Annotated in this window: 22 protein-coding genes; 10 read left to right on the top strand and 12 right to left on the bottom strand. The window is 72.2% G+C overall.

Annotation, left to right across the window (positions count from 1 at the left end; all coding sequences use genetic code 11):
• Positions 1 to 67: 67 nt before the first annotated feature.
• From DWB68_RS07550 to DWB68_RS07535, 4 genes are all read left to right on the top strand, one after another.
• Positions 68 to 3466, top strand: coding sequence for an HtaA domain-containing protein (locus tag DWB68_RS07550; protein ID WP_119424530.1), 3399 nt, complete (start codon positions 68 to 70; stop codon positions 3464 to 3466).
• A 105-nt stretch (positions 3467 to 3571) separates the two neighbouring features.
• A complete protein-coding gene (locus tag DWB68_RS07545; protein ID WP_158588247.1) occupies positions 3572 to 4690 on the top strand; it encodes a heme/hemin ABC transporter substrate-binding protein in 1119 nt (372 codons plus the stop codon).
• Positions 4687 to 5850 carry a FecCD family ABC transporter permease gene (locus DWB68_RS07540; RefSeq protein ID WP_233548672.1) on the top strand — a complete coding sequence of 388 codons (1164 nt, stop codon included), beginning with the start codon at positions 4687 to 4689 and terminating at the stop codon, positions 5848 to 5850. Before DWB68_RS07545 ends, DWB68_RS07540 begins: the two co-directional genes overlap by 4 nt.
• A complete protein-coding gene (locus tag DWB68_RS07535; RefSeq protein ID WP_119424528.1) occupies positions 5847 to 6635 on the top strand; it encodes a heme ABC transporter ATP-binding protein in 789 nt (262 codons plus the stop codon). Before DWB68_RS07540 ends, DWB68_RS07535 begins: the two co-directional genes overlap by 4 nt.
• A 2-nt stretch (positions 6636 to 6637) precedes the next feature.
• Here the strand turns inward: DWB68_RS07535 and DWB68_RS07530 are convergent, their stop codons facing one another.
• The 3 genes from DWB68_RS07530 to DWB68_RS07520 all read right to left on the bottom strand — a co-directional run bounded on the left by DWB68_RS07530 (position 6638) and on the right by DWB68_RS07520 (position 9327).
• Positions 6638 to 7441: an anti-sigma factor gene (locus tag DWB68_RS07530; protein WP_119424527.1), complete on the bottom strand. Its 804-nt coding sequence runs from the start codon at positions 7439 to 7441 to the stop codon at positions 6638 to 6640.
• A 1-nt stretch (position 7442) separates the two neighbouring features.
• A complete protein-coding gene (locus DWB68_RS07525; protein ID WP_119424526.1) occupies positions 7443 to 8039 on the bottom strand; it encodes a sigma-70 family RNA polymerase sigma factor in 597 nt (198 codons plus the stop codon).
• A 115-nt stretch (positions 8040 to 8154) separates the two neighbouring features.
• A complete protein-coding gene (locus tag DWB68_RS07520) occupies positions 8155 to 9327 on the bottom strand; it encodes a hypothetical protein (protein ID WP_147391618.1) in 1173 nt (390 codons plus the stop codon).
• On the opposite strand from DWB68_RS07520, the gene DWB68_RS16185 reads away from it, so the two are divergent.
• Positions 9326 to 9490 (top strand): hypothetical protein, encoded by a 165-nt coding sequence (locus DWB68_RS16185; protein WP_158588246.1) that lies wholly within the window; start codon positions 9326 to 9328, stop codon positions 9488 to 9490. The genes DWB68_RS07520 and DWB68_RS16185 overlap by 2 nt on opposite strands.
• Positions 9491 to 9620: 130 nt before the next feature.
• Here the strand turns inward: DWB68_RS16185 and DWB68_RS07515 are convergent, their stop codons facing one another.
• The 8 genes from DWB68_RS07515 to DWB68_RS07490 form a co-directional block, all read right to left on the bottom strand.
• The gene (locus DWB68_RS07515; RefSeq protein WP_199700405.1) at positions 9621 to 10001 is read right to left on the bottom strand and encodes a ribonuclease inhibitor; all 381 of its coding nucleotides are present in this window, start codon (positions 9999 to 10001) and stop codon (positions 9621 to 9623) included.
• Positions 10002 to 10030: 29 nt separating this feature from the next.
• Positions 10031 to 10273, bottom strand: a complete 243-nt coding sequence (locus DWB68_RS16405) for a hypothetical protein (protein ID WP_199700404.1) — start codon at positions 10271 to 10273, stop codon at positions 10031 to 10033.
• 57 nt (positions 10274 to 10330) lie between these two features.
• Positions 10331 to 10753: a GNAT family N-acetyltransferase gene (locus tag DWB68_RS07510; protein WP_119424524.1), complete on the bottom strand. Its 423-nt coding sequence runs from the start codon at positions 10751 to 10753 to the stop codon at positions 10331 to 10333.
• A 26-nt stretch (positions 10754 to 10779) separates the two neighbouring features.
• Complete coding sequence (locus DWB68_RS16180; RefSeq protein ID WP_158588245.1) at positions 10780 to 11316, bottom strand: class I SAM-dependent methyltransferase; 537 nt, start codon at positions 11314 to 11316, stop codon at positions 10780 to 10782.
• Between the two features lie 101 nt (positions 11317 to 11417).
• Positions 11418 to 11711, bottom strand: a complete 294-nt coding sequence (locus DWB68_RS16175; RefSeq protein WP_158588244.1) for a hypothetical protein — start codon at positions 11709 to 11711, stop codon at positions 11418 to 11420.
• Between the two features lie 97 nt (positions 11712 to 11808).
• Positions 11809 to 12681 carry a siderophore-interacting protein gene (locus DWB68_RS07500; RefSeq protein WP_119424522.1) on the bottom strand — a complete coding sequence of 291 codons (873 nt, stop codon included), beginning with the start codon at positions 12679 to 12681 and terminating at the stop codon, positions 11809 to 11811.
• Positions 12678 to 13142, bottom strand: coding sequence for an acyl-CoA thioesterase (locus DWB68_RS07495; protein ID WP_233548671.1), 465 nt, complete (start codon positions 13140 to 13142; stop codon positions 12678 to 12680). The genes DWB68_RS07500 and DWB68_RS07495 overlap by 4 nt, the downstream gene beginning before the upstream one ends.
• Complete coding sequence (locus DWB68_RS07490) at positions 13143 to 14231, bottom strand: App1 family protein (protein ID WP_119424521.1); 1089 nt, start codon at positions 14229 to 14231, stop codon at positions 13143 to 13145.
• Between the two features lie 80 nt (positions 14232 to 14311).
• Here DWB68_RS07490 and DWB68_RS07485 point away from each other — a divergent pair, with 80 nt between their 5' ends.
• The 5 genes from DWB68_RS07485 (at position 14312) to DWB68_RS07465 (ending at position 21273) form a co-directional block, all read left to right on the top strand.
• Positions 14312 to 15181, top strand: a complete 870-nt coding sequence (locus DWB68_RS07485) for an inositol monophosphatase family protein (protein ID WP_158588243.1) — start codon at positions 14312 to 14314, stop codon at positions 15179 to 15181.
• A gap of 184 nt (positions 15182 to 15365) precedes the next feature.
• Complete coding sequence (locus DWB68_RS07480; protein WP_119424519.1) at positions 15366 to 17177, top strand: APC family permease; 1812 nt, start codon at positions 15366 to 15368, stop codon at positions 17175 to 17177.
• A gap of 97 nt (positions 17178 to 17274) precedes the next feature.
• On the top strand, positions 17275 to 18438 hold the full coding sequence (locus DWB68_RS07475; RefSeq protein ID WP_119424518.1) for a glycosyltransferase: 1164 nt from the start codon (positions 17275 to 17277) through the stop codon (positions 18436 to 18438).
• On the top strand, positions 18428 to 20026 hold the full coding sequence (locus DWB68_RS07470) for a hypothetical protein (protein WP_119424517.1): 1599 nt from the start codon (positions 18428 to 18430) through the stop codon (positions 20024 to 20026). The genes DWB68_RS07475 and DWB68_RS07470 overlap by 11 nt, the downstream gene beginning before the upstream one ends.
• A 125-nt stretch (positions 20027 to 20151) precedes the next feature.
• Entirely contained in the window at positions 20152 to 21273 is a 1122-nt protein-coding gene (locus DWB68_RS07465) for a VIT1/CCC1 transporter family protein (protein ID WP_233548670.1), read from the top strand.
• 88 nt (positions 21274 to 21361) lie between these two features.
• On the opposite strand, the gene DWB68_RS16170 is transcribed toward DWB68_RS07465, so the two are convergent.
• The gene (locus DWB68_RS16170) at positions 21362 to 22522 is read right to left on the bottom strand and encodes an LOG family protein (RefSeq protein ID WP_158588242.1); all 1161 of its coding nucleotides are present in this window, start codon (positions 22520 to 22522) and stop codon (positions 21362 to 21364) included.
• Positions 22523 to 22543 lie beyond the last annotated feature (21 nt).

Here is a 22543-nt window from a genome sequence, read left to right as displayed (position 1 = left end):
TCTTAGGGTGTGCTGTGAGCGTCGCAAACCGCGCACGTCTTTTTATCGATAGTGGGAGCAGTTCGTCATGTCATCCACCCCGCCCCGCAAGGGCTGGCGCCGCGCCCTGAGTGCCCTGACGGCCCTGGCCGTCGCCGGCCTCGGTCTCGCCGGCACCGCCGCCCCGGCCCACGCCGCCGGAGGCGAAAACTTCGCCCCGGCCACGGCCGTTTCGGTCGTCTCGGCCTCCGCTGCCGACGGCCTCAAGCTCAACATCTCCGGCACCGGCTATCTCGACATGCCGAACTCCTCGATCGGCTACAACGCCGGCCTCTACGTGGCGCCGATCGTGCACGGTTCCGACCCGAGCGCGCTGGCCCAGGGCGCCCCGTCGTCCTTTGTGAAGACCGCCGCCATCACGGATGGTGCGTGGAGCACCGAGCTCACGGTTCCCACGAGCGTGCTCAGCAAGGGCACGGACTACGACATCGTCGTGTGGCGCGCCCACGGCCTCGCCGTGGGCGACGCTGTCATGGACCTCGAGCCCATCAAGCTCACCGCCGCCAACGTCAATGCGCTCTTCCCGCCAAAGAACGAGTCCTCGCACTCGATCAAGGTGGACGCAGCCGCCGGCCTCACGGTCAACGTGGCCGGCAGCGACTACGACACCACGAAGTACCCGGCCGGCGTGCACGTGGCCGTGATCGACCGCGAGCTCGCCTACAGCCCGACCCCGCCGCAGTCCTCGTACCTCGGCACCGGTTCCGTGGCGAGCGTCGCCACCGATTTCTCGGTCTCCACCTTGGCCATCGCCGCCACGGCGCTCGACAAGTCGAAGGACTACGACGTCATCGTCTGGCCGCGCCGCACCAACCCGAGCGCCGCCAACGTTGCCTACCGTGCCAACCTCGAGTTCACGGACGCGCAGAAGGAAGCCCTCTTCCCGTCCCCTGTTGATCGCACGATCACGGTCACCGGCAAGGACTTCATCAACCTCCCCGCCTCCTCCATGGGCTACAACGGCAAGGGCGCCTACGTCGGCTTCTTCCCCAAGGGCACCGACCTCAGCACCGTCACCCAGGCCAATCTGGGCACCAAGGCCGTCGCCACCGCCTACGTCGCCGCAGCCTCGATCGACACCAAGGGCAACTTCACGAGCAAGGTCACCATCCCCGCGGCAGCCGCCGCGCAGGACCTCGAGGTCACCGTCTGGACCGCGCACGGACTCCCCGTCGGCGACGCCATCGTCGTGAACAAGCAGGCCCTCGCCCAGGACGCAACGAGCATCACCCTCACCGGCCCCGGCGAGCCCGAGACGCCCGAGCTCACCGCCCCGGACACCAAGGTGCAGGTCACGAAGGCCACCGCCACCGACGGTCTCGCCCTGCAGGTCGACGGCAGCAACTACACCAACCTGCCGAAGCCCTCCTCGCCTATGGCCGACGGCATCTATGCCGCGATCGTCGTCAAGGGCGCCGGCTCCGCCGTGTCGAGCTCCGCCCCGGGCACGCAATGGCTGGGCCAGTCCGCCATCGCCACGGGCAGCTTCTCCACGAGCCTCGGCTTGAGCACGGCGCAGCTCGTCAAGGGAACGGACTACGAGGTCCTGACCTGGGCTGCACACGGTTCGGCGACGGAGGCAACGATCATCAGCCGCGTGGGCATCAACCTCACCGACGCCCAGAAGACCGCCCTCTTCGGCACGGGCACCACGGATCCCGAAACTCCGGAGGCCAAGGACCGCAAGATCTCCATCACCGGCACCAAGTTCACGGGCCTGCCCTCCCCCACCATGGGCGGCACCGCCAACGGCCTGTACGTGGCCATCGTTCCCCAGGGCACCAAGGCCGAGGACATCGCCGACGGCACCACCGTGGCCCAGGACTGGATCATGGGTTCCCGGATCAAGGACGGCGGTTTCGTCACCACGCTGACGGTTCCCGCGGTCAAGGCCGCCGAGGCGCTCGAGGTCATCACCTGGTCAGCCCACGGCAAGGCCACCGCCGCCACGGTCATCGACCGCCAGGCCCTGCCCGCCACCGCCACCTCCGTGGCCCTGACCGGTCCCGGCAAGCCGGCGCCCGTTGACCCGGAGGGCCCGGAAACCCCGGTCGACCCGGAGACTCCCGGCACCGACAACGGGTCCGACGAGGAACTGACGATCTCCAACGCCACCCTGAACTGGGGCCTCAAGAAGTCCTTCCGCGACTACGTGGTCGGCCCGATCGGCGGCGGCAAGTTGACCGTTTCAGACGGCGCGAAGCAGGCCGCCAAGAACGGCGTGTTCTCCTTCACGGGCGGCTCCGGCACGCTCAAGAACGGCCTCGGCACCATCTCCTTCAACGGCACGGTGAACGTCACGGGCCACGAGGGCGAGATGGACCTGACCTTCTCCCAGCTGCGCGTCAAGGTTACGGGCCCCACGAAGGCCGAACTGATCGCGAGCGTCACGGCGCCGAAGACGTCCATGACGGACGCCATCAACCTGAAGGACGTCGTGCTGGCGTCGCTGAGCTTCGACGCCAAGAACCTCACGTTCAACAACGCCGCGCTCGGCTTCAAGGCCGCCGTCTCCGCCTCCAAGCTGCTCGTCCTGAGCGACGCCAAGGCCACGCTGACCAAGGCCGGTGTCCCGGCCCTGGCCGGCTTCTACGAGGCGGGCACCGTCCTCGACGCCGTGTCGGTCAACGCCGACGCCAAGAACAGCGGCACCACCACGGCAGGCGACGACGAGGCCGACAACGAGTCGACGGCCGGCTCCACCGACGGCGAGAAGACCACCTCGGGGAACACGGCCGCCAACTCCGGCGCCGCCAAGCAGCAGTGCCGCACGGTCACGGTCCCCGCGACCGCCGGCGGCGTGTCCCTCAGCTGGGGCGTGAAGTCCTCCTTCGTCTCCTACGTCAAGGGCGGCATCGCCAAGGGCCAGGTCACGACGGGTAACGGCGCCGCGGCCTCGGGCTCCGGCTTCACGTGGGGCGCCGGTTCCGGCTCCCTGTCCGCGAACGGCACGGGCACCGTGTCCTTCCCCGGCAGCGTGCACTTCACGGGCCACGACGGCCTCCTGGACACCACGCTCTCCGGTCTGCGGGTCCAGGTCACCGGCTCGGGCACCGCTGCGCTCATCGCCAATGTGAAGAGCCAGGACATGGAGGGCAAGGACCTCTCGGCCTCCAACATCACCTTCGCCACCGTGAAGTTCTCCGGCGGTTCCGCCTCCGGCTTCTCCGGTGCGTCGGTGACGCTGACGGCCGCGGGCGCCAAGGCCTTCGCCGGCTTCTACAACGCCGGCCAGGCCATGGACTCCATGACCCTGTCCGTCGGCAAGGCCTCCGCCGCGACCACCCAGGTTGTCTGCGGCGATCTGGCAGCCACCGGCGTGGACAACACGGCCAACCTGGTCGGCACCGCCGGCCTGCTGGCCCTGCTCGGCGCCGCGGCGATCACCCTCGCCGCCCGCCGCAAGTCCGCGGCAGACCAGCGCTAGTCACGGCCCGACGGCGCCCGCTCACCTCGAGCGGGCGCCGTCGCCCCCGTTCTCCCTCACCCTCGTTTTGCCTTCGCTGACCCACACAGAGAGCAAGTAGTCATCGTGTTGTATCGCAAGCCAGCCACCCTTGCCGTGGCCCTCGTGGCCGCCCTCTCGCTCGCTTCCTGTGCGGGGGCCAGCACCGCGCCGTCGTCGCAGAACCCGACGACGGCATCGTCGTCTCCCGCCCCGGCCACCGCCGGCACCGCTGGCACCGCGGCCGGTCCGGCCGGCGTCGACGCCCTGGGCCTCAGCGGCCCCGCGCAGGCCGCGACCGTTCCCGATGTCACGGCCGCCGTGAAGGACCCGAGGCCGCAGCTGCCGGCCAAGGTCACCGACTCCAACGGCAAGACCATCACCGTGGCATCGACCGACCGCATCCTGGCGCTGGACCTCTACGGCACCCTCACGGACACCGTGATCGGCCTGGGCCTCGAAAAGAACCTCGTGGGCCGCTCCAACTCGGACACGCAGGCGGCCATCAAGGACCTGCCCGTCGTCACGCAGTCGGGCCACGACCTCAATACCGAGGCCGTGCTGAATCTCAACCCCACGCTGATCCTGACCAACACCACGATCGGCTCGGAGGAGAAGTACGCGCAGCTGGAGAACGCCGGCGTGACCGTGGTCCGCTTCGAGCAGACCCCGTCGCTGGACTCCATCGACGACACGATCGAGGAGGTCGGCGACGCCGTGGGCCTGCCCGAGGCCGCCGACACCCTCGCCGAGCGGACCGACGCCGAGCTCGAGGAGGCCAAGGCCACCGTCAACGCCCTGAAGGCCAACACGCCGCAGGCCCCGCGCGCCGTGGTCCTCTACGTGCGCGGCACCGCCGGCGTCTTCTTCATCCTGGGCAAGGACTACGGCGCCTCCGACATCATCGGCGCCCTGGGCCTCGCGGACTCCGCCGCCGAGAACGGCATCACACAGCTCAAGCCCGCCAACGCCGAGGCGCTCGTGAGCCTCGACCCGCAGATCGTGCTCGCCATGGAGGACGGCGTGAAGTCCGCCGGCGGCGTGGAGGGCCTGCTCAAGCGCCCGGGCATGGCCGCGACGACGGCCGGCTCCACGCAGCGCGTCATCACCGCCGCCGACGGCCAGCTCCTCGCCTACGGTCCGCGCACGCCGGGCAACCTGGTTGCCCTCGCTCAGGCCATCTACACGAAGGACGGCGGCCAGTGACCGCGGCCCAGGCCACGGTGCCCGACGCCGCGGGGCCGGGTTCCGGCCCCGCGCCGGCCTCCGCCGGGGCCGGGGAAGGTTCCCCCGCGCCGTCGGGCGCTGGGTCCTCGGCTCCGGCCCGGCGCTCCCGCCGCGGCCTGCGTGCGGCCATCGCGGCCGGCGCCCTGACCGCCGCGCTGCTTGCTGTCGTGCTCGTCTCGGCCTCGCTCGGCCAGTTCTCCACCACCCCGGCCCAGGTCATCGAATCGATCGGCCGCGTCCTCTTCGGCGGGGCCGATCCGCTTCAGAACCGCGTCGACGCGGCGCTGTGGACCATCCGCTTCCCGCGCACGCTCCTGGCGCTCCTCGTCGGCGCGTGCCTGGCCGTGGCCGGCACCGTGATGCAGGGCCTCTTCGCCAACCCCCTGGCCGAGCCGAGCATCATCGGCGTGAGCTCCGGCGCGTCCGTGGGCGCGTGCGTCGCCATCGTCTTCGGCTTCTCCGCCGCCGCGCCGTGGACGCTCCCCGCCGGCGCGTTTGCCGGCGCCCTCGTCATCACCGGCGTGGTCTGGGCGCTCTCCCGCTCCGGCGGGCGTGCCGTGGTCCTCACCTTGGTCCTGACCGGCATCGCCATCAACGCCGTGGCCGGCGCCGCCACGAGCTTCCTCGTCTTCATGGGCGACACGAGCTCGCGTGAGCAGATCATCTTCTGGCAGATGGGCACCCTCTCCGGGGCCACGTGGGAGGGCGTCGGCGTGACAGCGGCGGTCTTTGCGCTCGGCTTCATCGGCTGTCTCGCGCTGCGCTCCCGCCTCGATGTGCTGGCACTCGGCGATCGCTCCGCCGCCGCCTCCGGCATCGACGTGGAGAAGCTGCGCGTCGTCGCCATCTTGCTCGTGTGCTTCATGACGGGCGTGGCCGTGGCCTTCGCCGGCGTCATCGCGTTCGTGGGCCTGATCGTCCCCCACGCCCTGCGCCTCATCGTCGGCCCGTCGCACCGCTACCTCGTGCCGCTCTCGGCGCTCGGCGGCGCCGTGCTGCTGGGCCTGGCCGACATCGCCGCCCGCACCGTCATCCCCTTCGGCGACCTGCCGGTGGGCATCTTCACCGCCCTCGTGGGCGGTCCCCTGTTCCTGGTGCTCCTGCGCCGGACCCTCAAGCGACCGGGAGCCGCAGCATGAGCACCGCACTGACCGTCTCCTCCGCGACCGTGGCGATCGAGGGGCGCAAGCTCATCGACGCCGTGGACCTCCGCCTCGATTCCGGCACCGTGACGGCCGTGATCGGCCCCAACGGTGCGGGCAAGTCGACGCTCCTGGCCGTGGCCTCCGGCCAGCTCAAGCCCAGCTCCGGGACCGTGCACCTGGGCACCCGCGAGTCCCACCGCGTGCCGGCGGCCGAGGCGGCCCGGCGCCGGGCCGTCATGCCGCAGGACTCCGGTGTGGCCTTCGCCTTCACCGTCCGCGAGGTCGTGGAGATGGGCCGCACGCCGTGGCGCAAGGTCCGCTCGGATCACGCCGCCGCCGTGGACGACGCGCTGGAGCTGACGGGCCTCACGGCCCTGGCCGAGCGCGACATCACGACCCTCTCCGGCGGCGAGCGACAGCGCGCGGCGCTCGCCCGCGTGATCGCCCAGGCCACCCCCGTGGCCGAGGGCTCGGTCATCCTGCTCGACGAGCCGACCTCCGCGATGGACGTGGCGCACGCCGAGGCGACGCTCGGGCTCATGCGCACGCTCGCCTCGCGCGGCGCGGCGGTCGGCGTGGTGCTGCACGACCTCGACGCCGCCGCCTCCTACGCCGACTCGCTCGTGCTGCTGGAGCGCGGCCGGGTCCGCGCCTCCGGCGCGGTCTCCACCGTGTGCGACGCCGGGGTGCTCAGCGAGGTCTACGGCACCCCCGTGGAGGTGCTCGACGTCGCCGGGCGGCTTCGCGTGGGCCCGGTCCGCCCCGCGCGGGCGGCCTGAGGCTAGCCCAGCGTCACCGCCGCGATCGGCTTCTGCGTGGGCTGCTGGGAACCGCCGGCCGGTTCGAGCGTGATGGCGACGACGGTCCCTGCGGACTGGGAGCCAGCGCTGTTCACGGCGTCTCCCCCGCCCACGAGTCCCGCGGACACGGGGTCCCCGCCGGCCTGGATGGTCCACAGCTGATACGTGCGGTCGGTGCCGGCGTCCGGCAGCTCGCGCGTGATGATGTCGGTGCCGTTGCCGCCGGAGACCACGATCAGGCTGCCCTGCCCCGAGGCCAGGGTGGCGCTCGAGAGCTTGGCCCCCGGCTGGCTGAGCAGCTCCATGATGCGCGCGGTGCCGGCCTCCGCCACGGCCGCGCGCTGGTGCTGCGCGACGGCGAGGCCGATGGACGGCACGGCGATGGCGATGGCGGCCGCCGCGGCGATCCACGGGGCCAGCCTGCGGCGGGGCCGGAAGGCAAGCACGCCCTCTGGCACCGCGGTGGGGTCCTCGGCCCGGGCGGTGCCAGCCTCGGGCGGCGCGGATGAGCTGCCGGGCTGTGCCGAGCCGGGCGACGCATCGGCGCCCTCCTCGAGGGCGTCGATGCGTCGCAGCGCGTCGTCCAGGCCGCCCGCCGGCGGGGGCACGGCGCTCAGCCGCGCCAGCTCCGCCGCTGCCTCGCGGAAGCGCGTCACCTCGGCGGCGGCCGTCGGGTCCTGGTGGAGCAGGCGGCGGGCCTCCGCTACCTCTTCCGGGGTGTCGAGGGCGTCGAGGGCCAGGCCGACGAGGAGCTCGTCGCGGCGTTCATTGCTCATGGCGCTCATGTCAGTTCCCCTCCAAACATCCTCGTAGGCGGATCAATCCCGATCTGATGCGGCTCTTGACGGTGGGCAGGGGCGAAGCGAGCCGCGTAGCCACCTCGGTGTAGCTGAGCCCGTCGTAGTAGGCGTGGACCACGGCCTGGCTTTCGAGCTCCGTGAGGGTTTCGAGGCAGTCACGCACCCGCCGCCCGTCCTCCTCGCGCAAGAGCGCCTCGTCGGTGCCGTCCAGCTCACGTTCCTCGGGGAGCGCCGCCTCGCGGCGCCGCCTCGAGACCTCGCTGCGCACCCTATCGACGGAGCGTCGGTGGGCCACCGTGGCGGCCCACGCGAAGACGGTGCCCCGCTCCGGCCGGTACCCAGCCGACTTGGACCACAGCTCCACCATGACGTCCTGGGCGGTCTCCTCGGCGAGCCCCCGATCCACCATGACCCGGCGGCACACACCGTGCACGATCGGAGCCACCACTTTGTACAGCTCGGCGAAGGCCTCGCGATCCCCTGCGGCGCAACGCTCCACCAGCACCCCGAGCTCCTCGGCCTCGGTCGCGCGCAGCGACCGAAACCTCGGGTCTGGGAGCGGACAGGCGTTGTGTTCCGTCATGACGGTCATCCTAGGGTGCCTCCGCTCGTGCGTGGGCGATGGGGGGTGGCACCGTCGCCGCGCCGGTCCCCAGGGGAGGGAGAGGCGCGGCGACAGAGGGAGGGTCGGCAGGGGATCAGCCGACCAGGGCCTTCTTGAGGGAGTCGATGGCTCCGGCCAGCGTCGTCACGTGCTCGCCGAGCCCCGTAGCGATGGCGTCGGCCTTGAGCTCGCCCTTGCTGATGTCTTCGAAGAACGCCCCGGCCTTGGGACGGTACTCGTTCAGCTCCTCGAGGGCCTTCGTCGCCGCTGCCTTGTCGCCCTTGGCCACGGCGTTGGCGTAGTCGACGAAGTAGCCGATGTGCTCGCGCCACAGGGTCAGGAACGCCTCCTGCTTCTCCTTGCCGGCCACCGAGCCGATGGCCTCGGCCAGCGCCTGAGAGTTGTGATCCAACGCTCCTGCCGCCGCCGTGAAGGCCTCGGAATCCGTGCCTCCCTCGGAGGTGTAGGCAACGAAGACCGCCACCGAGGCCAGGTACACATGCTCCTGCAGGCCCGTGGCCAGCGTGGTGCGCAGCGTGGAGGCGGCGTCCAGGGCATCGCCCTTCACCCCGTTGCCCACGGCCAGGGCGTTGGCCAGCTTGGCGATGAAGTCTCCGCCGTGCGAGGCGGCCGCGTGCAGCTTGGAGTAGGCCTCCGTCTTGCCGGCGGCCAGGGCATCGATCGCCTCGGACAGCGAGGCCACGTGATGGACCAGGCCCTCGGTGACGTCGCCCGCGCTGATCTTGCCCTTGGCCAGGGCCGAGAGGGCGGCACCCGCGTCCTTGGTGTACTGGCTCAGCTCGGCCTGGGCCTTCTCCTTGCCGGCCTTGTCGCCCTTCTTCGCGGCGACCGCGTAGTCGACGAAGTAGCCGATGTGCGCGCGCCAGACCTTGAGCACCGGATCCTTCATCTTCGGGTCCAGCGTCCCGACCATGTCGGCCAGCGCCACGGCGTTCTTATCGATCGCGGCGGCCGCCGCCTTGAACTCGGCGGAGTCTGCGCCCTTGGTGTACGCCGTGGCGACGCCGATGCCGGCGAGGTAGACGTGCTCCTGCAGGTTCGAGGTGAGGGCCGCGCGCAGCCCCGCCGCATCGGAGTCGGGGTCGCCCTTGATGCCGGCGGCCTTCACGATGCCGTCGGCAAGGGTCTTGCCCGTCATGGGCATGTGGCTCGCAGCGGTCATGGCGTCGGCGAACGGATCCCCCGTGCCGACGGGAACCAGGGCCGCGGCCGCCGCCGAGCTCGAGCCCATCGTGCTGTGATCCATGGTCGCCATCGAGCTGGACGGCGCGCTCGAGGCGGACGAGCTGCCGGCGGTCGAGGACGCCGGGGCCGAGGCGTTGGAGCTGCAGGCAGCCAGGCTCAGGGCCAGTGCGGCGGCGCCGAGCCCGAGGGCCGTGGTCTTCATCGTGAGCTTCGGGAACATCTGAATCACTCCTAAGCGAGGGGATCGTGATGGTTGATGCCCTCCGTTCGGAGCGGATGCGCGCGCGGATGGGTCACGCGCCAAAAAAGTTGAAAGATCCTTCCGGGGCGGCCCGCGAGACGCGCCTTTCGGCCTCAGCGCAGGAGTAGCTCGACCTGTGGGTGATCGGCGAACACCTCGAGGAGGAGCTCGAAATAGGTCTCGTGGCCGGTCGCCTCCAGGCGCGCGAGCCGCTCTCGGATCGCCGGGCGGTCGAAGGGGCCCTCCGGGTCCAGCTTGGCCAGCAGCCATTTCCGCGTGGTCTCGACACCCAGCGCGGCGGCCATCGCGGCGTGATCGGTGATCTCCCAGCGTTGAAGCGCGGCTCCGGCCAGCGCGCCGATGCCGCCGTAGAGCAGGTCGTTGAGCGCATCAAGGCTCGGCCCCAGTTCCCAGTCCTCGCCGCGCATCAGCTGCTGGTTGAGCTCGGCGTAAAACGCGGCGATCGAGTCGACGGCTGCGCCGTCGATCACCACCTCGACGGCCGTGCCCTCCTCGTCCGCGCTCAGGGCCGGTCCTGAGGCATCGTGGGGATCTCGAACGGCGGCGGCGTCGGCTCGATGTAGAGCGACGTGGCCTCCGGCAGGTCCCGCAGCGAGTTGTCGGCCTGCATCCCGGCCGTCAGTGGCAGTTCGAGCGCGTTGCGTTGCACGATGAGATACCCCTGCCACGCACCGGAGGCCCGCTCCCCCAACCCGCTCTCCTCGGGCGCGACGACGGGCGCCTCGGGATCCCAGTTCTTCTCCATGCATCCACGGTAGGGGCTGCGCTCCCCCGCGGCCAGGGCAGGTGCGGTCCGCGGGCGTCAAAGCCGCAGCGACATGCCGGTTCCGCCGGGCGCCACATCGCGGAAGCCGAGCGACTCGTAAAGCCGTCGCCCCGGCGGATCGGCCGTGAGCGTCACGTACGCGCCCTCCTCGGCGCGGTCGCGGATCTCCTCCAGGAGCGAGACGAGCACGGCCCGGCCGAGCCCCTTGCCCTGGTGCTCGGGCAACGTGGCCATGTCCGCCACGAGGAAGTACCAGCCGCCGTCCCCCACCACGCGGCCCATCGCCACGGTCTCCCCGGCCGCATCGACGACGCTGCGCCAGGCCCACGTGCCCTCGATCGTGCGCTCGGCCTGGGCTTGGGTGATGGGGCTCAGCCCGGAGAGGGCGCGCAGCTGGCGGTAGCGTCTGGCCTCGGGCGGGACGGGGAGGAGGCGGTAGCCGTCGGAGCGTTCGTTCATGCCCCCCATCGTGACAGAGGCCTCCGTCAGCGCGCGCGGCGAGCGATCACCATGCCCTGCGCCGCGCGTTCGCCCGGCCGGGGCTCTCGCCGTCCCGAGGCCACGAGCTCGAGCCCGGCGGACACGAGGGCCGCGACCACCACCGGCACCGGGAGCGCGCGCACCACGAGCGGCTCGCCGTCCACGGCCAGGTGTCGCGACGGCGCATCGGCCGCCCCGCTGTGGAAGCCCCACAGGAGCGGTGCGCCCGGCGCGAGGACGCGGGCGCACTCGCGAGCGGCCGCCGCCAGGCCGTCGCCGTCAAGATGGATCATCGAGTACCAGCCGAGCACCCCGCAGGCTGAGGCATCAGCGAGAGGCAGGTGCTCGAGGCTGCCGTCGCGCCACTCGCCCTCCGGGTGCATGCTCCGAGCGTGCGCCAGCATCCCCGCACTCGGGTCAACGCCGATGACAGGGTCGAGCCCGCAGCCGCGCAGGAAGGGCAGGAGCCGACCGGTCCCGCAGCCCGCGTCCACGACCGGCAGCGGCGCGTGCGCGGAGGCGAGGCCAGCCCAGCGACGCAACCACGCGACGTCGGACGCTGCCTCGAAGGACAGGTCCGGAAGCAGCCGCGCGTACTCGGCGGCCGCGGCGCCGTAGGCGGCGGCCGCGTGCCGGGTGGAGCTCAGAGCGCGTAGGCGGCGGCGATGATGCCCGCCCCGCCGAGGGCGCCGATCATCGTGACAGCCGCGAGGCGGAAGCGCGTGCTCTCCGCCGCTGACAGCGCGCTGCCCAGGCCCACGAGCAGCGAGGACCCGAGCGCCAGGCCGGCCCACGCGTTGGCCAGCGACGGCGCGCCGGAGGCCAGCGCCCAGGCGCCAAGCACGAGGGTCACGAGGCTCACCCCCACCCACGCCGGGACGGTGCGCAGGAAGAGCGCGCGGCCGGAGAAGGCGGGCTGCAGGGGGCGTGCGGTCACGGCGAGGCTCCTTTGGAAGGCTGCTGCGCGCGCCGGCCGGATGGGCGTGACGCGCCTCACCATACTAGGGCACGGTGAGGCGCGTCACAAAAGGGGCTCAGGCGTCCTCGGGGAAGATCTTCCCGATCGGCTCGCGCTTCTCCGCCTGGAAGGCATCCTCGGCGCGGCCGTAGGCCCAATAGGCCGAGAGGGAGAGCTGCGAGCGCTCCAGCCCGCGCTCACCCACGAGGTAGGCGCGCAGGGACTTCATGGTCTCCCGCTCGCCGTGAACGAAGGCGCGGACGGCAGAGGTATCCACCGGGAGCTCGACGGCGCGGACCGCCTCCTCGAGGCGGGAGGACGCGGGCGTCCACTCGCCTCCACGTTCCACCCAGCGCAGCTCGACGCCGGCCGGCGCTGCGAGCTCCAGCCGGTCGCCGGGACCGGCGACGTCGAGCACTGCCACGCCGCGCTCCTCGGGGCCCATCGCCTCGAGCGCGGCGGCGATGGCCGGCAGGGCCGCCTCGTCCCCGGCCAACAGGTGCCAGGCCCCGGGCTCGGGGGCGTATTTGCCTCCGGGCCCGGAGAAGCACACGACGTCGCCCGGCCGCACCGCGGCGGCCCAGGGGCCGGCGATGCCGTCGGCGCCGTGCACCACAACGTCCACGTCGATCTCGGTGTCGGCCGCGGAACGGCGCACGGCGCGCACCGAATAGGTGCGGCGCACGGGCACACCCTCCGGACCGTGCTGCGCGCGGATCGCATCCAGGTCAAAGGGCGGGGTGAGCCCCAGCGCCGGGTCGGCGAAGAGGAACTTCACGTACTGATCCGTGGCTGCCTTGGGCTTGAAGCCGGACAGGCCGGGCCCGCCCAGGGTCAGGCGGACCAGGTGCTCGCCGATGCGCTCGCTCGCCACCACCTCGGCCAGCTGCTGCGGCCGGGCCGGACGCGCGGCTCGCGCCGGGCGTGCACCGTCGCCTTCCGGCCTCACGCCGACACCTGCGCGTCGTCCGCATACGCCTTGAAGGCGGCGCGGTGCTCGGCGGGCAGGCGCACGAGGCGCTGCGTCTCGTCGTCGAACAGCGCCAGCGTGGTGGTGGCGCGCGTGGTCAGCTCGCCCGTGTGCCCGTCGAAGAACTCGTAGTTCACCCGGAAGGAGGCACCCTTGACCTGATCGATCCACACCTCGATGCGCACCGGCACATCGCGGTAGGGCAGCTGGGCCACGTAGCTGATCGAGTGATCCACCACGAGGATCAGGATGTGCTCGCCGACGTTCTCGAAGAGGTCGACCTTGCCCGGACGGCCGACCGGTTCGCCGGTGCCGCCCGGAACGCCGAAGGCGGCCACGCGGGCCTCCTCCATGAGGCGCACCTGATTGACGTTATTGACGTGCCCGTAGGCGTCCATGTCCGCCCAGCGCAGGGCGATGTCGACGCTGACGCGACTCACCTAGTGTTCCTCCCTGTCCGCGTCCGGCTGCGGCGGGAGCGCGAGGAGGCCGAGGTCCTCCAACCGCGCGGCGATCCGGCCGCCGTCCGGCGCGTAGACCCACGGGATGCCCGGGGTCGATTTCATGATGCCGGCGCTGCGCCCGCCGGCCATGACGGCCTGCGACGGCGTGAGCTGCCGGATGACGATGGCCCGCACGTTCTGCGGGTAACGGCGGGCAAACTCGGCGTAGATCTCCGGATCGTGCTGCCCGTCGTCGCCGATGAGCAGCCACTTGATGTGCGGGAACTCGCTCGCGAGCCGGCGCAGATTGTCCACCTTGTGCTGCGTGCCGGAGCGGAAGAGCCGCCCGGGCGTGGGCCCCCAGTCGGTGAGCAACAACGCGCCGTCCGGGTAGAGGTTGCGTCCGAGGAAGCGCGTGAGGGTCAGGTTCACGTTCCAGGCCCCCGTGGAGAGGTAGAGCGTGGGCGCGGCGGGATGCTGCCCCGTGATGCGATCCAGCAGCACGGCCATACCAGGGGTGGGGTTGCGGGCGTGCTCGTCCAGCACAAAGGAGTTCCAGGCGGCCAGCATGGGGCGGGGAAGGGCCGTGACCACCACGGTGTCGTCCACGTCGCAGACCATGCCGAACGTCTCGTCCTCCGCCACCACAAAGGCGGCGGCCGTGGCGCGTTCGCTGCCCTCGACCTGCAGCTGGATGGGGTGCCAGCCGGGGGCCAGCTCCACGGCGACGCGGGCGTCGACCACGCCGCCGCGGTCGGCGCGCACGGTGAAGCAGCGCCCGTCCACGGTCACGGTCACCTCGGCGCCGCTGACGGTGGGAGAGATGAAGTTGCGCCAGCCGCGCACGCCGTCCTCGACGACGGCGGGAAGGTGGCGGCCGCCGTCGAAGCGCCCGGGCGGGGCCATGACCACGCGGGCCATGACGCGGACCCACCCGTCGGCGCCCGAGAGCCCGTAGCCGCGGAACGGCAGGACGGTGGGTTGCCACTCGCGGCGCTTGGCCTGCACGAGCCGCCAATCGTGCCAGCGATCCTCGAGAGCAAGGGCAAGACCGCTCAGGGGCGCGGCGCGAGGTGGAACTGACACGCTGACCAGTCTCCCACGTTCAACGCCGGGCGCGGCACCCCGCCGGCGCGGTGGTTGGCGCCCCGCGTAGGCTCGTCGCTGTGAGCGCGCCCATCGAATCCCCCGAGCTTCTCCTCGAACTGGCCGTCGCGGCCGCGGCGAGCGCCGCACCGCGCCTCGAGGCGGCCTTCGCGGCCGGCACCCAGGGCGCCACGGTGAGCACCAAGACCTCCCGGCACGACCTCGTGACGGAACTCGACCGCGCAACGGAGGCGAGCGTCGTCGAGCATTTGGCCTCCCACGGGCCGACTGCCGCCTTCCTGGGCGAGGAGCTGGGCCGCCGCGGCAGCGGCGAGCTGACCTGGGTCATCGATCCCATCGACGGGACCAGCAACTTTGTGCACGCCCTGCCCACCTTCGCGATCTCGATCGCCGCGTGCGTGGGCGGCGTGCCCGTCGCCGGCGTGATCCACGCCCCGGCCACGGGTGAGGTGTTCGCGGCGGTGCCCGACGCCGCGTGGCTGGGTGGGGTGGCGCTGGCGCCCCACGGGCGCGGGGAGGCGGCACGCAACGCGCTCGCCACCGATCATCCGGGCGGCGAAGCGGTGCGGGCCGAAGGCGATGCGGCGCTGCGCGACCTCGGGGCGCTGATCGAGGCCTACGCGACCGTGCGGCGGCCCGTGTGCGCCTCGCTCTCCCTCGCGGGTGTGGCAGCCGGGAGCCACGACGTGGTGCTCGGGGTGGACGTGAAGCCGTGGGACGTCGCGGCCGGCGCGCTGCTCGTGACCGCGACGGGCGGGCGCTACGACGCGCTGTCCTATGCGAGCGACGTCCCGGGCGCCTCCCCGGTGTTCCGACCGTGCTACGTGGCGTCGGCGGCGAGCGCCGATCCGGCCCCGGCGCGCGGCGTGTTGGAGGCCCTCGTGGACCGCCGCGACCGCGCCGGATACGTGCGCCCGCTGCCCCGCTGATGCCGCCCGCGCCCGGCCCGGCCGAGTGATCCGAGGCACGGGCCAGGAATCCTCACACAATCCTCACGGAATCTGTCGAGGACGCATGCGCGGGCGTGCGTACTCTCTACCGGTGACGTACGCAGCACGCCCCCGAGCGACGGGCAAGGACAAGCACCGAGACGGCCACCCGTGGTGGCAGGTCATGTGCCTCTCCGGCCTCGATTACTTCTCCACGCTCGGCTACCAGCCGGCCATCGCCGCCCTGGCGGCGGGCGCCGTGGCACCGCTGGCCACCGTGGTGCTGATCCTCATCACGGTCTTCGGCGCCCTCCCGGTCTACCGCATGGTGGCCAAGGCCTCCCCCAACGGCATGGGCTCCATCGCCATGCTCGAGCGCCTGCTCCCGGCCTGGTGGGGCAAGCTCCTCGTCCTCGTGTTGCTGGGCTTCGCGGCGACCGACTTCATGATCACCACGACCCTCTCCGCTGCGGATGCCACGGCCCACATCGTGGAGAACCCGCTGGTGCCCGAGGTCTTCGACGACCACCGCGTCGCCATCACCCTGGTGCTCATCGGCGGCCTGGTGCTCCTCTTCCTCGGCGGCTTCAACGAGGTCATCAAGCTGGCGATGGGTCTCGTTGGCATCTTCCTCGCGTTCAACGCCGTGGTCATCGTCGTCTCGCTTGCCCACATCGCGGCGAACGCCCACTACGTGAGCGATTGGTGGTCGGTGCTCACCACGGCTCACCCGGATGTCATGTCCATCCTGCTCATCGCCCTGGTGGTCTTCCCGAAGCTGGCGCTGGGCCTCTCCGGCTTCGAGACCGGCGTGGCGGTCATGCCGCAGATCAAGAGCGGCCCCCACGACACCGCTGCCAACCCCGCCGGGCGCATTGCGGGGACGCGCCGCCTGCTCGGCACCGCCGCCCTCATCATGAGCACCTTCCTGCTCACCTCCTCCATCGCCACGACCATGCTCATCCCGGCGGAGGAGTTCGAGGAGGGCGGCTCGGCCAACGGCCGCGCCCTGGCGTACCTGGCCCACGATCTGCTCGGCGAGGGCTTCGGCTCCGCCTACGACATCATCACGATCGCGATCCTCTGGTTTGCCGGCGCCTCGGCGATCGCCGGCCTGCTCAACCTCATCCCGCGCTACCTGCCGCGCTACGGCATGGCCCCGCAGTGGGCCGCCGCCACGCGTCCCCTCGTGCTCTTCCTCGGCGCCGTCGCCGCGGTGGTGACGATCATCTTCCGCGCCGACGTCACGGCGCAGGGCGGCGCGTACGCCACGGGCGTGCTGGTGCTCATCACCTCGGCGGCCTTTGCCGTGACGCTCCAGCAGCGCCGCAACGGCCGCCGCCGCTCGGCGTTCGGCTTCGGCGCCATCACCCTCGTGTTCCTGTACACGCTCATCGCCAATTGCATCGAGCGCCCCGACGGCCTCAAGGTGGCCGCCTTCTTCATCGTGGGCATCGTGGCGGTCTCCCTGGCCAGTCGCTTCCGCCGCTCCACCGAGGTGCGCGCCACGAGCGTGACCTTTACCGAGTCCGCCCTCGAGGTCCTGGCCTCCGGGGAGCACGAGCGCCAGGTGCAGATCATCGCCCACGAGCCCAACCGCATGACCGCCGCCCGCTACCGGCACAAGCGCGAGCACGTCCTGGCCTCCAACACCATGGGAGGCACGCGGAACCCGCTCTTCCTGGAGGTCAAAGTGGACGACTCCTCCGAGTTCACGGAGGAACTCACGGTCCGTGGTGTGCACCGTCATGGCTTCGGTGTCCTGGAGGTCAAGGCCAGCTCCGTTCCGACCGCCATCGCCGCCGTACTCCTGGCCATCCGCGACCAGCGCCACGTCATGCCGCACGTCTACTTCCGCTGGACCGAGGGCGCCCCCGTGCGCAACTTCGTGCGCTTCGTCTTCCTGGGCCAGGGCGAGATCGCCCCGCTCACCCGCGAGGTGCTGCGCGAGGCCGAGCCGGACGTGACCCGCCGGCCCTGGGTGCACGTGAGCTGAACAAAGCGTCGCCTGGTGTTTGCCTGAGCGGCATGTGGGGGCCAACCCCTCCCCCTAGCGTTTCCGGGCAGGAACGAGCACCACCGGAGGGGACCACATGGGGCAGATCGAGCCCGCGCAGCTGGCGGCCGGAGCGCGCCGCGGGAAGGCACCACGGATCGCCGCCATCGTGCCGTGCCACAACGAGGAGGTGACCGTGGCCAAGGTGGTCACGGACCTCAAGGCCGCCGTCCCCGGCATCACGGTCTACGTGTACGACAACCGCAGCACGGACGCCACGGCCCAGCGGGCCCGCGAGGCCGGTGCCGTGGTGCGCAGCGAGGAGCGGGCAGGCAAGGGCAACGTCATCCGGCGCGCCTTCTCCGACATCGAGGCCGACGTCTACGTCACGATCGACGGCGACGACACCTACGAGGCGGCCGATCTGCCGGCCATGATCGACAAGCTCATGAGCGGCCCGTGCGATCACGTGCTTGGCGTGCGCCAGGACGATCCGAACAACAGCGCCTACCGCCCCGGCCACGCCGCCGGCAACGCGGCCTTCAACCGGCTCACCGGCCGGCTCTTCGGCGACACCGTCTCCGACATGCTCTCCGGCTACCGCGTGTACTCGCGCCGCTTCGTGAAGTCCTTCCCGGCGCTGTCCAAGCGATTCGAGATCGAGACCGAGCTGACTGTGCATCAGATGGCGCTGCGCCTGCCGGGGGCCGAGCACCCCGTGGGCTTCCGCGACCGCCCGGCCGGCAGCGAGTCGAAGCTCTCCACGGTCAAGGACGGCGTGCGGATCCTGTTAACCCTCGCCCGCCTGCTCCGGGTGGAGCGCCCCACCGCGTTCTACGGGGTCATCACGGCGCTCCTGGCCCTCGGCAGCGTGTGCTTTGGGGCCCCGGTCATCGCCGAGTTTCTCAGTACGGGCCTCGTCCCGCGGCTCCCCACCGCCGTGCTCGCGGCCAGCTGCGCCCTGTTGGCCGCCCTGTCCGGGGTGGCGGGCCTCGTGCTCGACGGTCAGCGGCTCGCGCGCCGCGAGGTCGCCCGCCTGCGCTACCTCGCCCTCGCCGCCCCGGCCCCCACGCGCGCCTCCAGGATCGAGCCGGGAATGCCCCGGCGCACGGCGCCCCTGCGCCCCGCGCGGGCCGGCGCGCCCCGGCGTGGTGTCCCGGTGCCCGCCACCGCCCCCGCGGCCCCCGCGCACGCCCCTGCCTCCGCCCCGGTGCCGCGCCCCGTCGCGGCGAGCATCGCGGCCGCCCGCCATGTCGGCTGAGCCGCGCGTCGGGGCGCACCCGACCGCGCCGGAGGCCGCGGCAGAGCCCGCGGCAGGCCCCGAGCCCGCGACCGCTACCCCGACCGCCACCGCGGGCGCCAGCGGCGGCCGGAACGCCCGCGGGGCGGGCGACGGCGCCCCGCCCCGCGCCGTCGGGCCCTGGGCCGCCACGGGCTGGCGCTGGGGTGCCGTGCTCGCCGCGCTTCAACTGCCGCTGCTCGCGTTCCTGTGGGCGGCCAACGCGCCCGGCCGGGCCAACAACGACATCCGGAACCAGGCCGATCAGGCCCTCGGCACCATCCCCTTCAGCGACTGGCATCCGCCGGTCATGTCGGCCCTGTGGGAGGCGCTGCTGCGGCTCACGGGCCAGATCTCCTCGCTCCTGGCCGTGCAGCTGCTCGGCCTGCTCTGCTGCGGCTGGCTGCTCGCCCGGCTCATCGCCCGCTACACCGGGCGGCGCTGGCTCAGCCTCGCCGGGGTGCTGTTCCCGCTCGCCCCGGCCGTGCTCAGCCAGGCAGGGATCCTCTTCAAGGACACCCAGATGGGGGTGGCGCTCCTCCTCGCCCTGCTCCTGCTCGAGCGGGTCGACGGCCTGCGTCCGCGCTCCTGGTGGTGGTTGCTGCCCGCGCTCACGGCCCTCGGCTACGGGGCCATGGTCCGCCGCAACGCGCTCGTCGCGGCGCTCCCCTTCATCGCCTTCGTCGCCTGGCAGGCCTGGCGCGCGCTGCGTGCCCGGCGCGAGGCCCGCGGCCTGCCGCCGCGCCCGCGCCGCCGCTTGAGCGCGGCGCTGGCCCTCGGCCTGGCCACGTTGGTCGGCACCGGCGTCTTCGCCGGGGCGACGCTCGCCGCCGACAAGGTCATCGTCAAGCTCAAGGACGTCCAGCGCACGGGCCAGTCCAACCAGATCATGCTGGACGACGTGATCTTCACGGTGCCGGCCGATGAACTGCGCGCCTCCGATCTCTCGCCCGCCTTCAAGGAGCACCTGCTCTCCGCGCAGGCCCTCTGCGCCAAGAAGGGTGTCATCTGGGACGCCTATTGGAAGTGTTACGGGCGTGGGGTGGACGGCAAGTACTACGCGCCCATCGCGGACGGGCCCGAGCTCAAGCGCTACTGGCTCGCCACGATCCCCCAGCACCCGGCCCGCTATCTCGAGTACCGCTTCGCGACCTACGGCCTCTACCTGGGCCGCGCCGATCTGGTGTGGTGGGACACGGGCTGGCGCAAGGACGCGGCGCCCGTGGGCCTCGGCAACGCGGCCGGGCCGGCCGATGACCTCTCCCGCTGGTGGGTGCTCGAGGTGTGGCAGAAGCACCTTGGTTGGATCTACCTGCCGTGGTTCTGGCTCGCGGCGGGCGCCGCCGCGCTCGTGGCGGCGCGCTGGGCCGGGCGGGCCCGCGCCTTGGTCCTCGTCGCTGCGTCGTCGGCCCTGCTCTATCAGCTGGCTTACTTCCCCGTGATCCCGGCCGCCCACTTCCGCTACACGTGGTGGCCGGCCGTGGCGCTCACGGCCGCGTGGACGGTCCTCGCCGCCGTCTGGATCGGGGCCCTGGCGGACCGCCGGGCGGCGGCCGGGCGCCGGGGTTAAGCCGCCCCAAGAACTCGCGCCGCACGCGCTCGGCAGGATTCCTAGACTCGTGCCCAAGCGATGCCGCGCGCCCGAGGACGTGCGCAGCGGGCGTCGCACGCATCCTTTCCCCTTCAGGAGTCATCGTGAACGCAGCCGCAGAGCGCACCACGCAGCCCTCCCCCTCCCAGATCCGCCGCTGGCGCCGCTACCTCGCCGACGAGGAGGCCGAGGGCGGCATCTACGAGGCCCTCGCCTCCCGCAGCAAGGATCCCGAGGAGGCACGCGTCCTCGCGGGCCTGGCGCAGGCCGAGGCCCGTCACGCCGAGCACTGGCGCACGCTCCTCGGCGAGCACGCCAAGCCGAGCCCGCCCTCGCCGCAGCGCGCCCTCCTGCGCTTCCTGGCCAAGCGCTTCGGCTCGGTCTTCATCCTGGCCCTGGCCCAGCGGGCGGAGGGCAACTCGCCCTATGCCAAGGATCAGGACGCCACGCGCGCCATGGCGGCCGACGAGCTCGTCCACGAGGAGGTCGTCCGCTCGCTCGCGACGGAGGGCCGCCTGCGCCTCTCGGGCAACTTCCGCGCCGCCGTGTTCGGCGCCAACGACGGCCTGGTCTCCAATCTGGCCCTCGTCCTCGGCATCGGCGCCACGGGCGTCTCGAGCTCGTTTGTCCTCTTCTCCGGCGTGGCCGGCCTGCTCGCCGGCGCGCTCTCGATGGGTGCCGGCGAGTTCGTCTCGGTGCGTTCGCAGCGCGAGCTCGTCAACGCCGCGCACCCCACGCACGCGACCCTGCGCGCCGCACCCGACCTCAACCTGGACGAGAACGAGCTCAAGCTCGTCTACCTCGCCCGTGGCATGAGCGAGGAGGCGGCCGAGCACCGCGCCGCCGAGCGCATCGGACGACTCTCGTGCGATTGCGATCCCTCGACCTCGCTGCCCGTTGGCTACAAGGAGGGCGAGAAGCTGCCGGACGACGACGAGCCGGACACCATGGGCTCGGCCATCGGCGCCGCGTTCTCCTCGTTCCTGTGCTTCTCGGCCGGCGCCGTCGTGGCGATCGTGCCGTATCTGTTGGGCCTGAGCGGCCTGACGGCGATCGTCACGGCCGCCGTGCTGGTCGGCATCGCCCTGCTCGTGACGGGCGGCATCGTGGGCCTGCTCTCGGGCGCCTCGCCGCTCAAGCGCGGCCTGCGCCAGCTCGCCATCGGCCTGGGCGCCGCGGGCGTGACCTACCTGGTCGGCCTGCTCTTCGGCACGGGAGCGGCGTAGCCGCTCACCGCTTCACTGCCCTTCCGACGCGGGGCGGCTTTCGCACGAAAGCCGCCCCGCGTCGTCGTTCAGGGAGGGAACCGCGCGCTCAGCCGAGGCCGAGGGCGGCGAGCGCCTCGGGGATGGTGTCAACGAGGTGCACGCGGCCCTCGAGCGGGGACCCCTGGGAGAGGGCCAGCAGCAGGGGCCAGGCCGGGAGCGTCTCGGTCCAGTACCTGCTCCCCCACAGAACGAGCGGGGCCACCTTCTCGGCCGCGCCGTAGTAGCCGTCGCAGGCCTCCTGGAAGATCTCCTGCACCGTGCCGGCCCGCCCCGGGAGCATGACCGTGCCACCCGTCGCCACGACGAGCAGCACCGCCTCGCGCTGGGCGTTGGAGAAGTACTTGGCGATGTGGGTGGCGAAGACGTTGGGCGGCTCGTGTCCGTAGAACCACGTCGGCACGCCGAGACCCGTCTCGCCGTGCGGGTGCCGTTCGAGGACCTCGAAGGCGGCGCGGGCCCAGGCACCGGGATCCGGCACGGGTGAGGGGACCGCGGAGAGGGCACCGAGCTCGGCCTCAAACTCGGCCTGCGACAGGCCGGCCAGGTAGCCGCCGAGGTTGGCCGCCTCCATGGCACCCGGCCCGCCGCCCGTGGCCACCCGGCCGCCGGCGTTGACGATAGCCCGCCCGAGCGCGGCTGCGTCCGCGTAGTCGGCCCCTCCACGCTGGGCGCCGTGCCCACCCATGACGCCCACGAGCGGCCGCCCGGAGAGCGGCCCGGACTCCACGGCGGCGTGCAGCGCCGTGGCGATCGAGTGATCGTGCATCGCGGCGAGGCGCGTGGCCGCCCGCGAATCGTCGGCCAGCGCCGGGTTCTCCCCCGAGACGCCCAGGTGAGTGCGGGCCCACGCGTAGATCCGCGCGTCGGGAACGCGCTCGTACGGCCCCTTCTTCAGCCCGGCGTAGAGCTCCTGCGGCGTGTAGAGGCTGTGGCGCTCCGCCTCGACGGGGCCGACCTCGGCGCCGTCGGCCACGACGTAGGCGCCGGCGGCCCGCAGGCGCGCCTCGGATTCCGGCGTCAACGTGCAATCCACGAGCACGGCCCCCGCCGGATTCAACGCCTCGAGCGCCCCCTCGCGCTGCGTCAGGTCCAGGCCGTAGAGGTGCCAACCGCGCATCGCCGTGGCCTTGGCCGCCCGGCGGTCAAACTCCTGCAGCGACTCCAGGTCGAGGATGCGGGGAGCGGATCGCCCCAAGCGTGTGATCATGCCCACCAGACTAGGCGGGAG

Origin of the sequence: Galactobacter valiniphilus, assembly GCF_003575975.1 — a bacterium.
GTDB lineage: Bacteria > Actinomycetota > Actinomycetes > Actinomycetales > Micrococcaceae > Galactobacter > Galactobacter valiniphilus.
This window is presented reverse-complemented; position numbering and strand designations above follow the sequence as displayed.

Coding starts and splice junctions, on each gene's coding strand:
- DWB68_RS07480 (WP_119424519.1), top strand. CDS start 15,366: ATGTGCCTCTCCGGCCTCGATTACTTCTCCACGCTCGGCTACCAGCCG.
- DWB68_RS07520 (WP_147391618.1), bottom strand. CDS start 9,327: ATGGATCACAGCACGATGGGCTCGAGCTCGGCGGCGGCCGCGGCCCTG.
- DWB68_RS16185 (WP_158588246.1), top strand. CDS start 9,326: ATGGTCGCCATCGAGCTGGACGGCGCGCTCGAGGCGGACGAGCTGCCG.
- DWB68_RS07475 (WP_119424518.1), top strand. CDS start 17,275: ATGGGGCAGATCGAGCCCGCGCAGCTGGCGGCCGGAGCGCGCCGCGGG.
- DWB68_RS16405 (WP_199700404.1), bottom strand. CDS start 10,273: ATGGAGAAGAACTGGGATCCCGAGGCGCCCGTCGTCGCGCCCGAGGAG.
- DWB68_RS07550 (WP_119424530.1), top strand. CDS start 68: ATGTCATCCACCCCGCCCCGCAAGGGCTGGCGCCGCGCCCTGAGTGCC.
- DWB68_RS16170 (WP_158588242.1), bottom strand. CDS start 22,522: ATGATCACACGCTTGGGGCGATCCGCTCCCCGCATCCTCGACCTGGAG.
- DWB68_RS07530 (WP_119424527.1), bottom strand. CDS start 7,441: ATGAGCGCCATGAGCAATGAACGCCGCGACGAGCTCCTCGTCGGCCTG.
- DWB68_RS07535 (WP_119424528.1), top strand. CDS start 5,847: ATGAGCACCGCACTGACCGTCTCCTCCGCGACCGTGGCGATCGAGGGG.
- DWB68_RS07470 (WP_119424517.1), top strand. CDS start 18,428: ATGTCGGCTGAGCCGCGCGTCGGGGCGCACCCGACCGCGCCGGAGGCC.
- DWB68_RS07525 (WP_119424526.1), bottom strand. CDS start 8,039: ATGACGGAACACAACGCCTGTCCGCTCCCAGACCCGAGGTTTCGGTCG.
- DWB68_RS07510 (WP_119424524.1), bottom strand. CDS start 10,753: ATGAACGAACGCTCCGACGGCTACCGCCTCCTCCCCGTCCCGCCCGAG.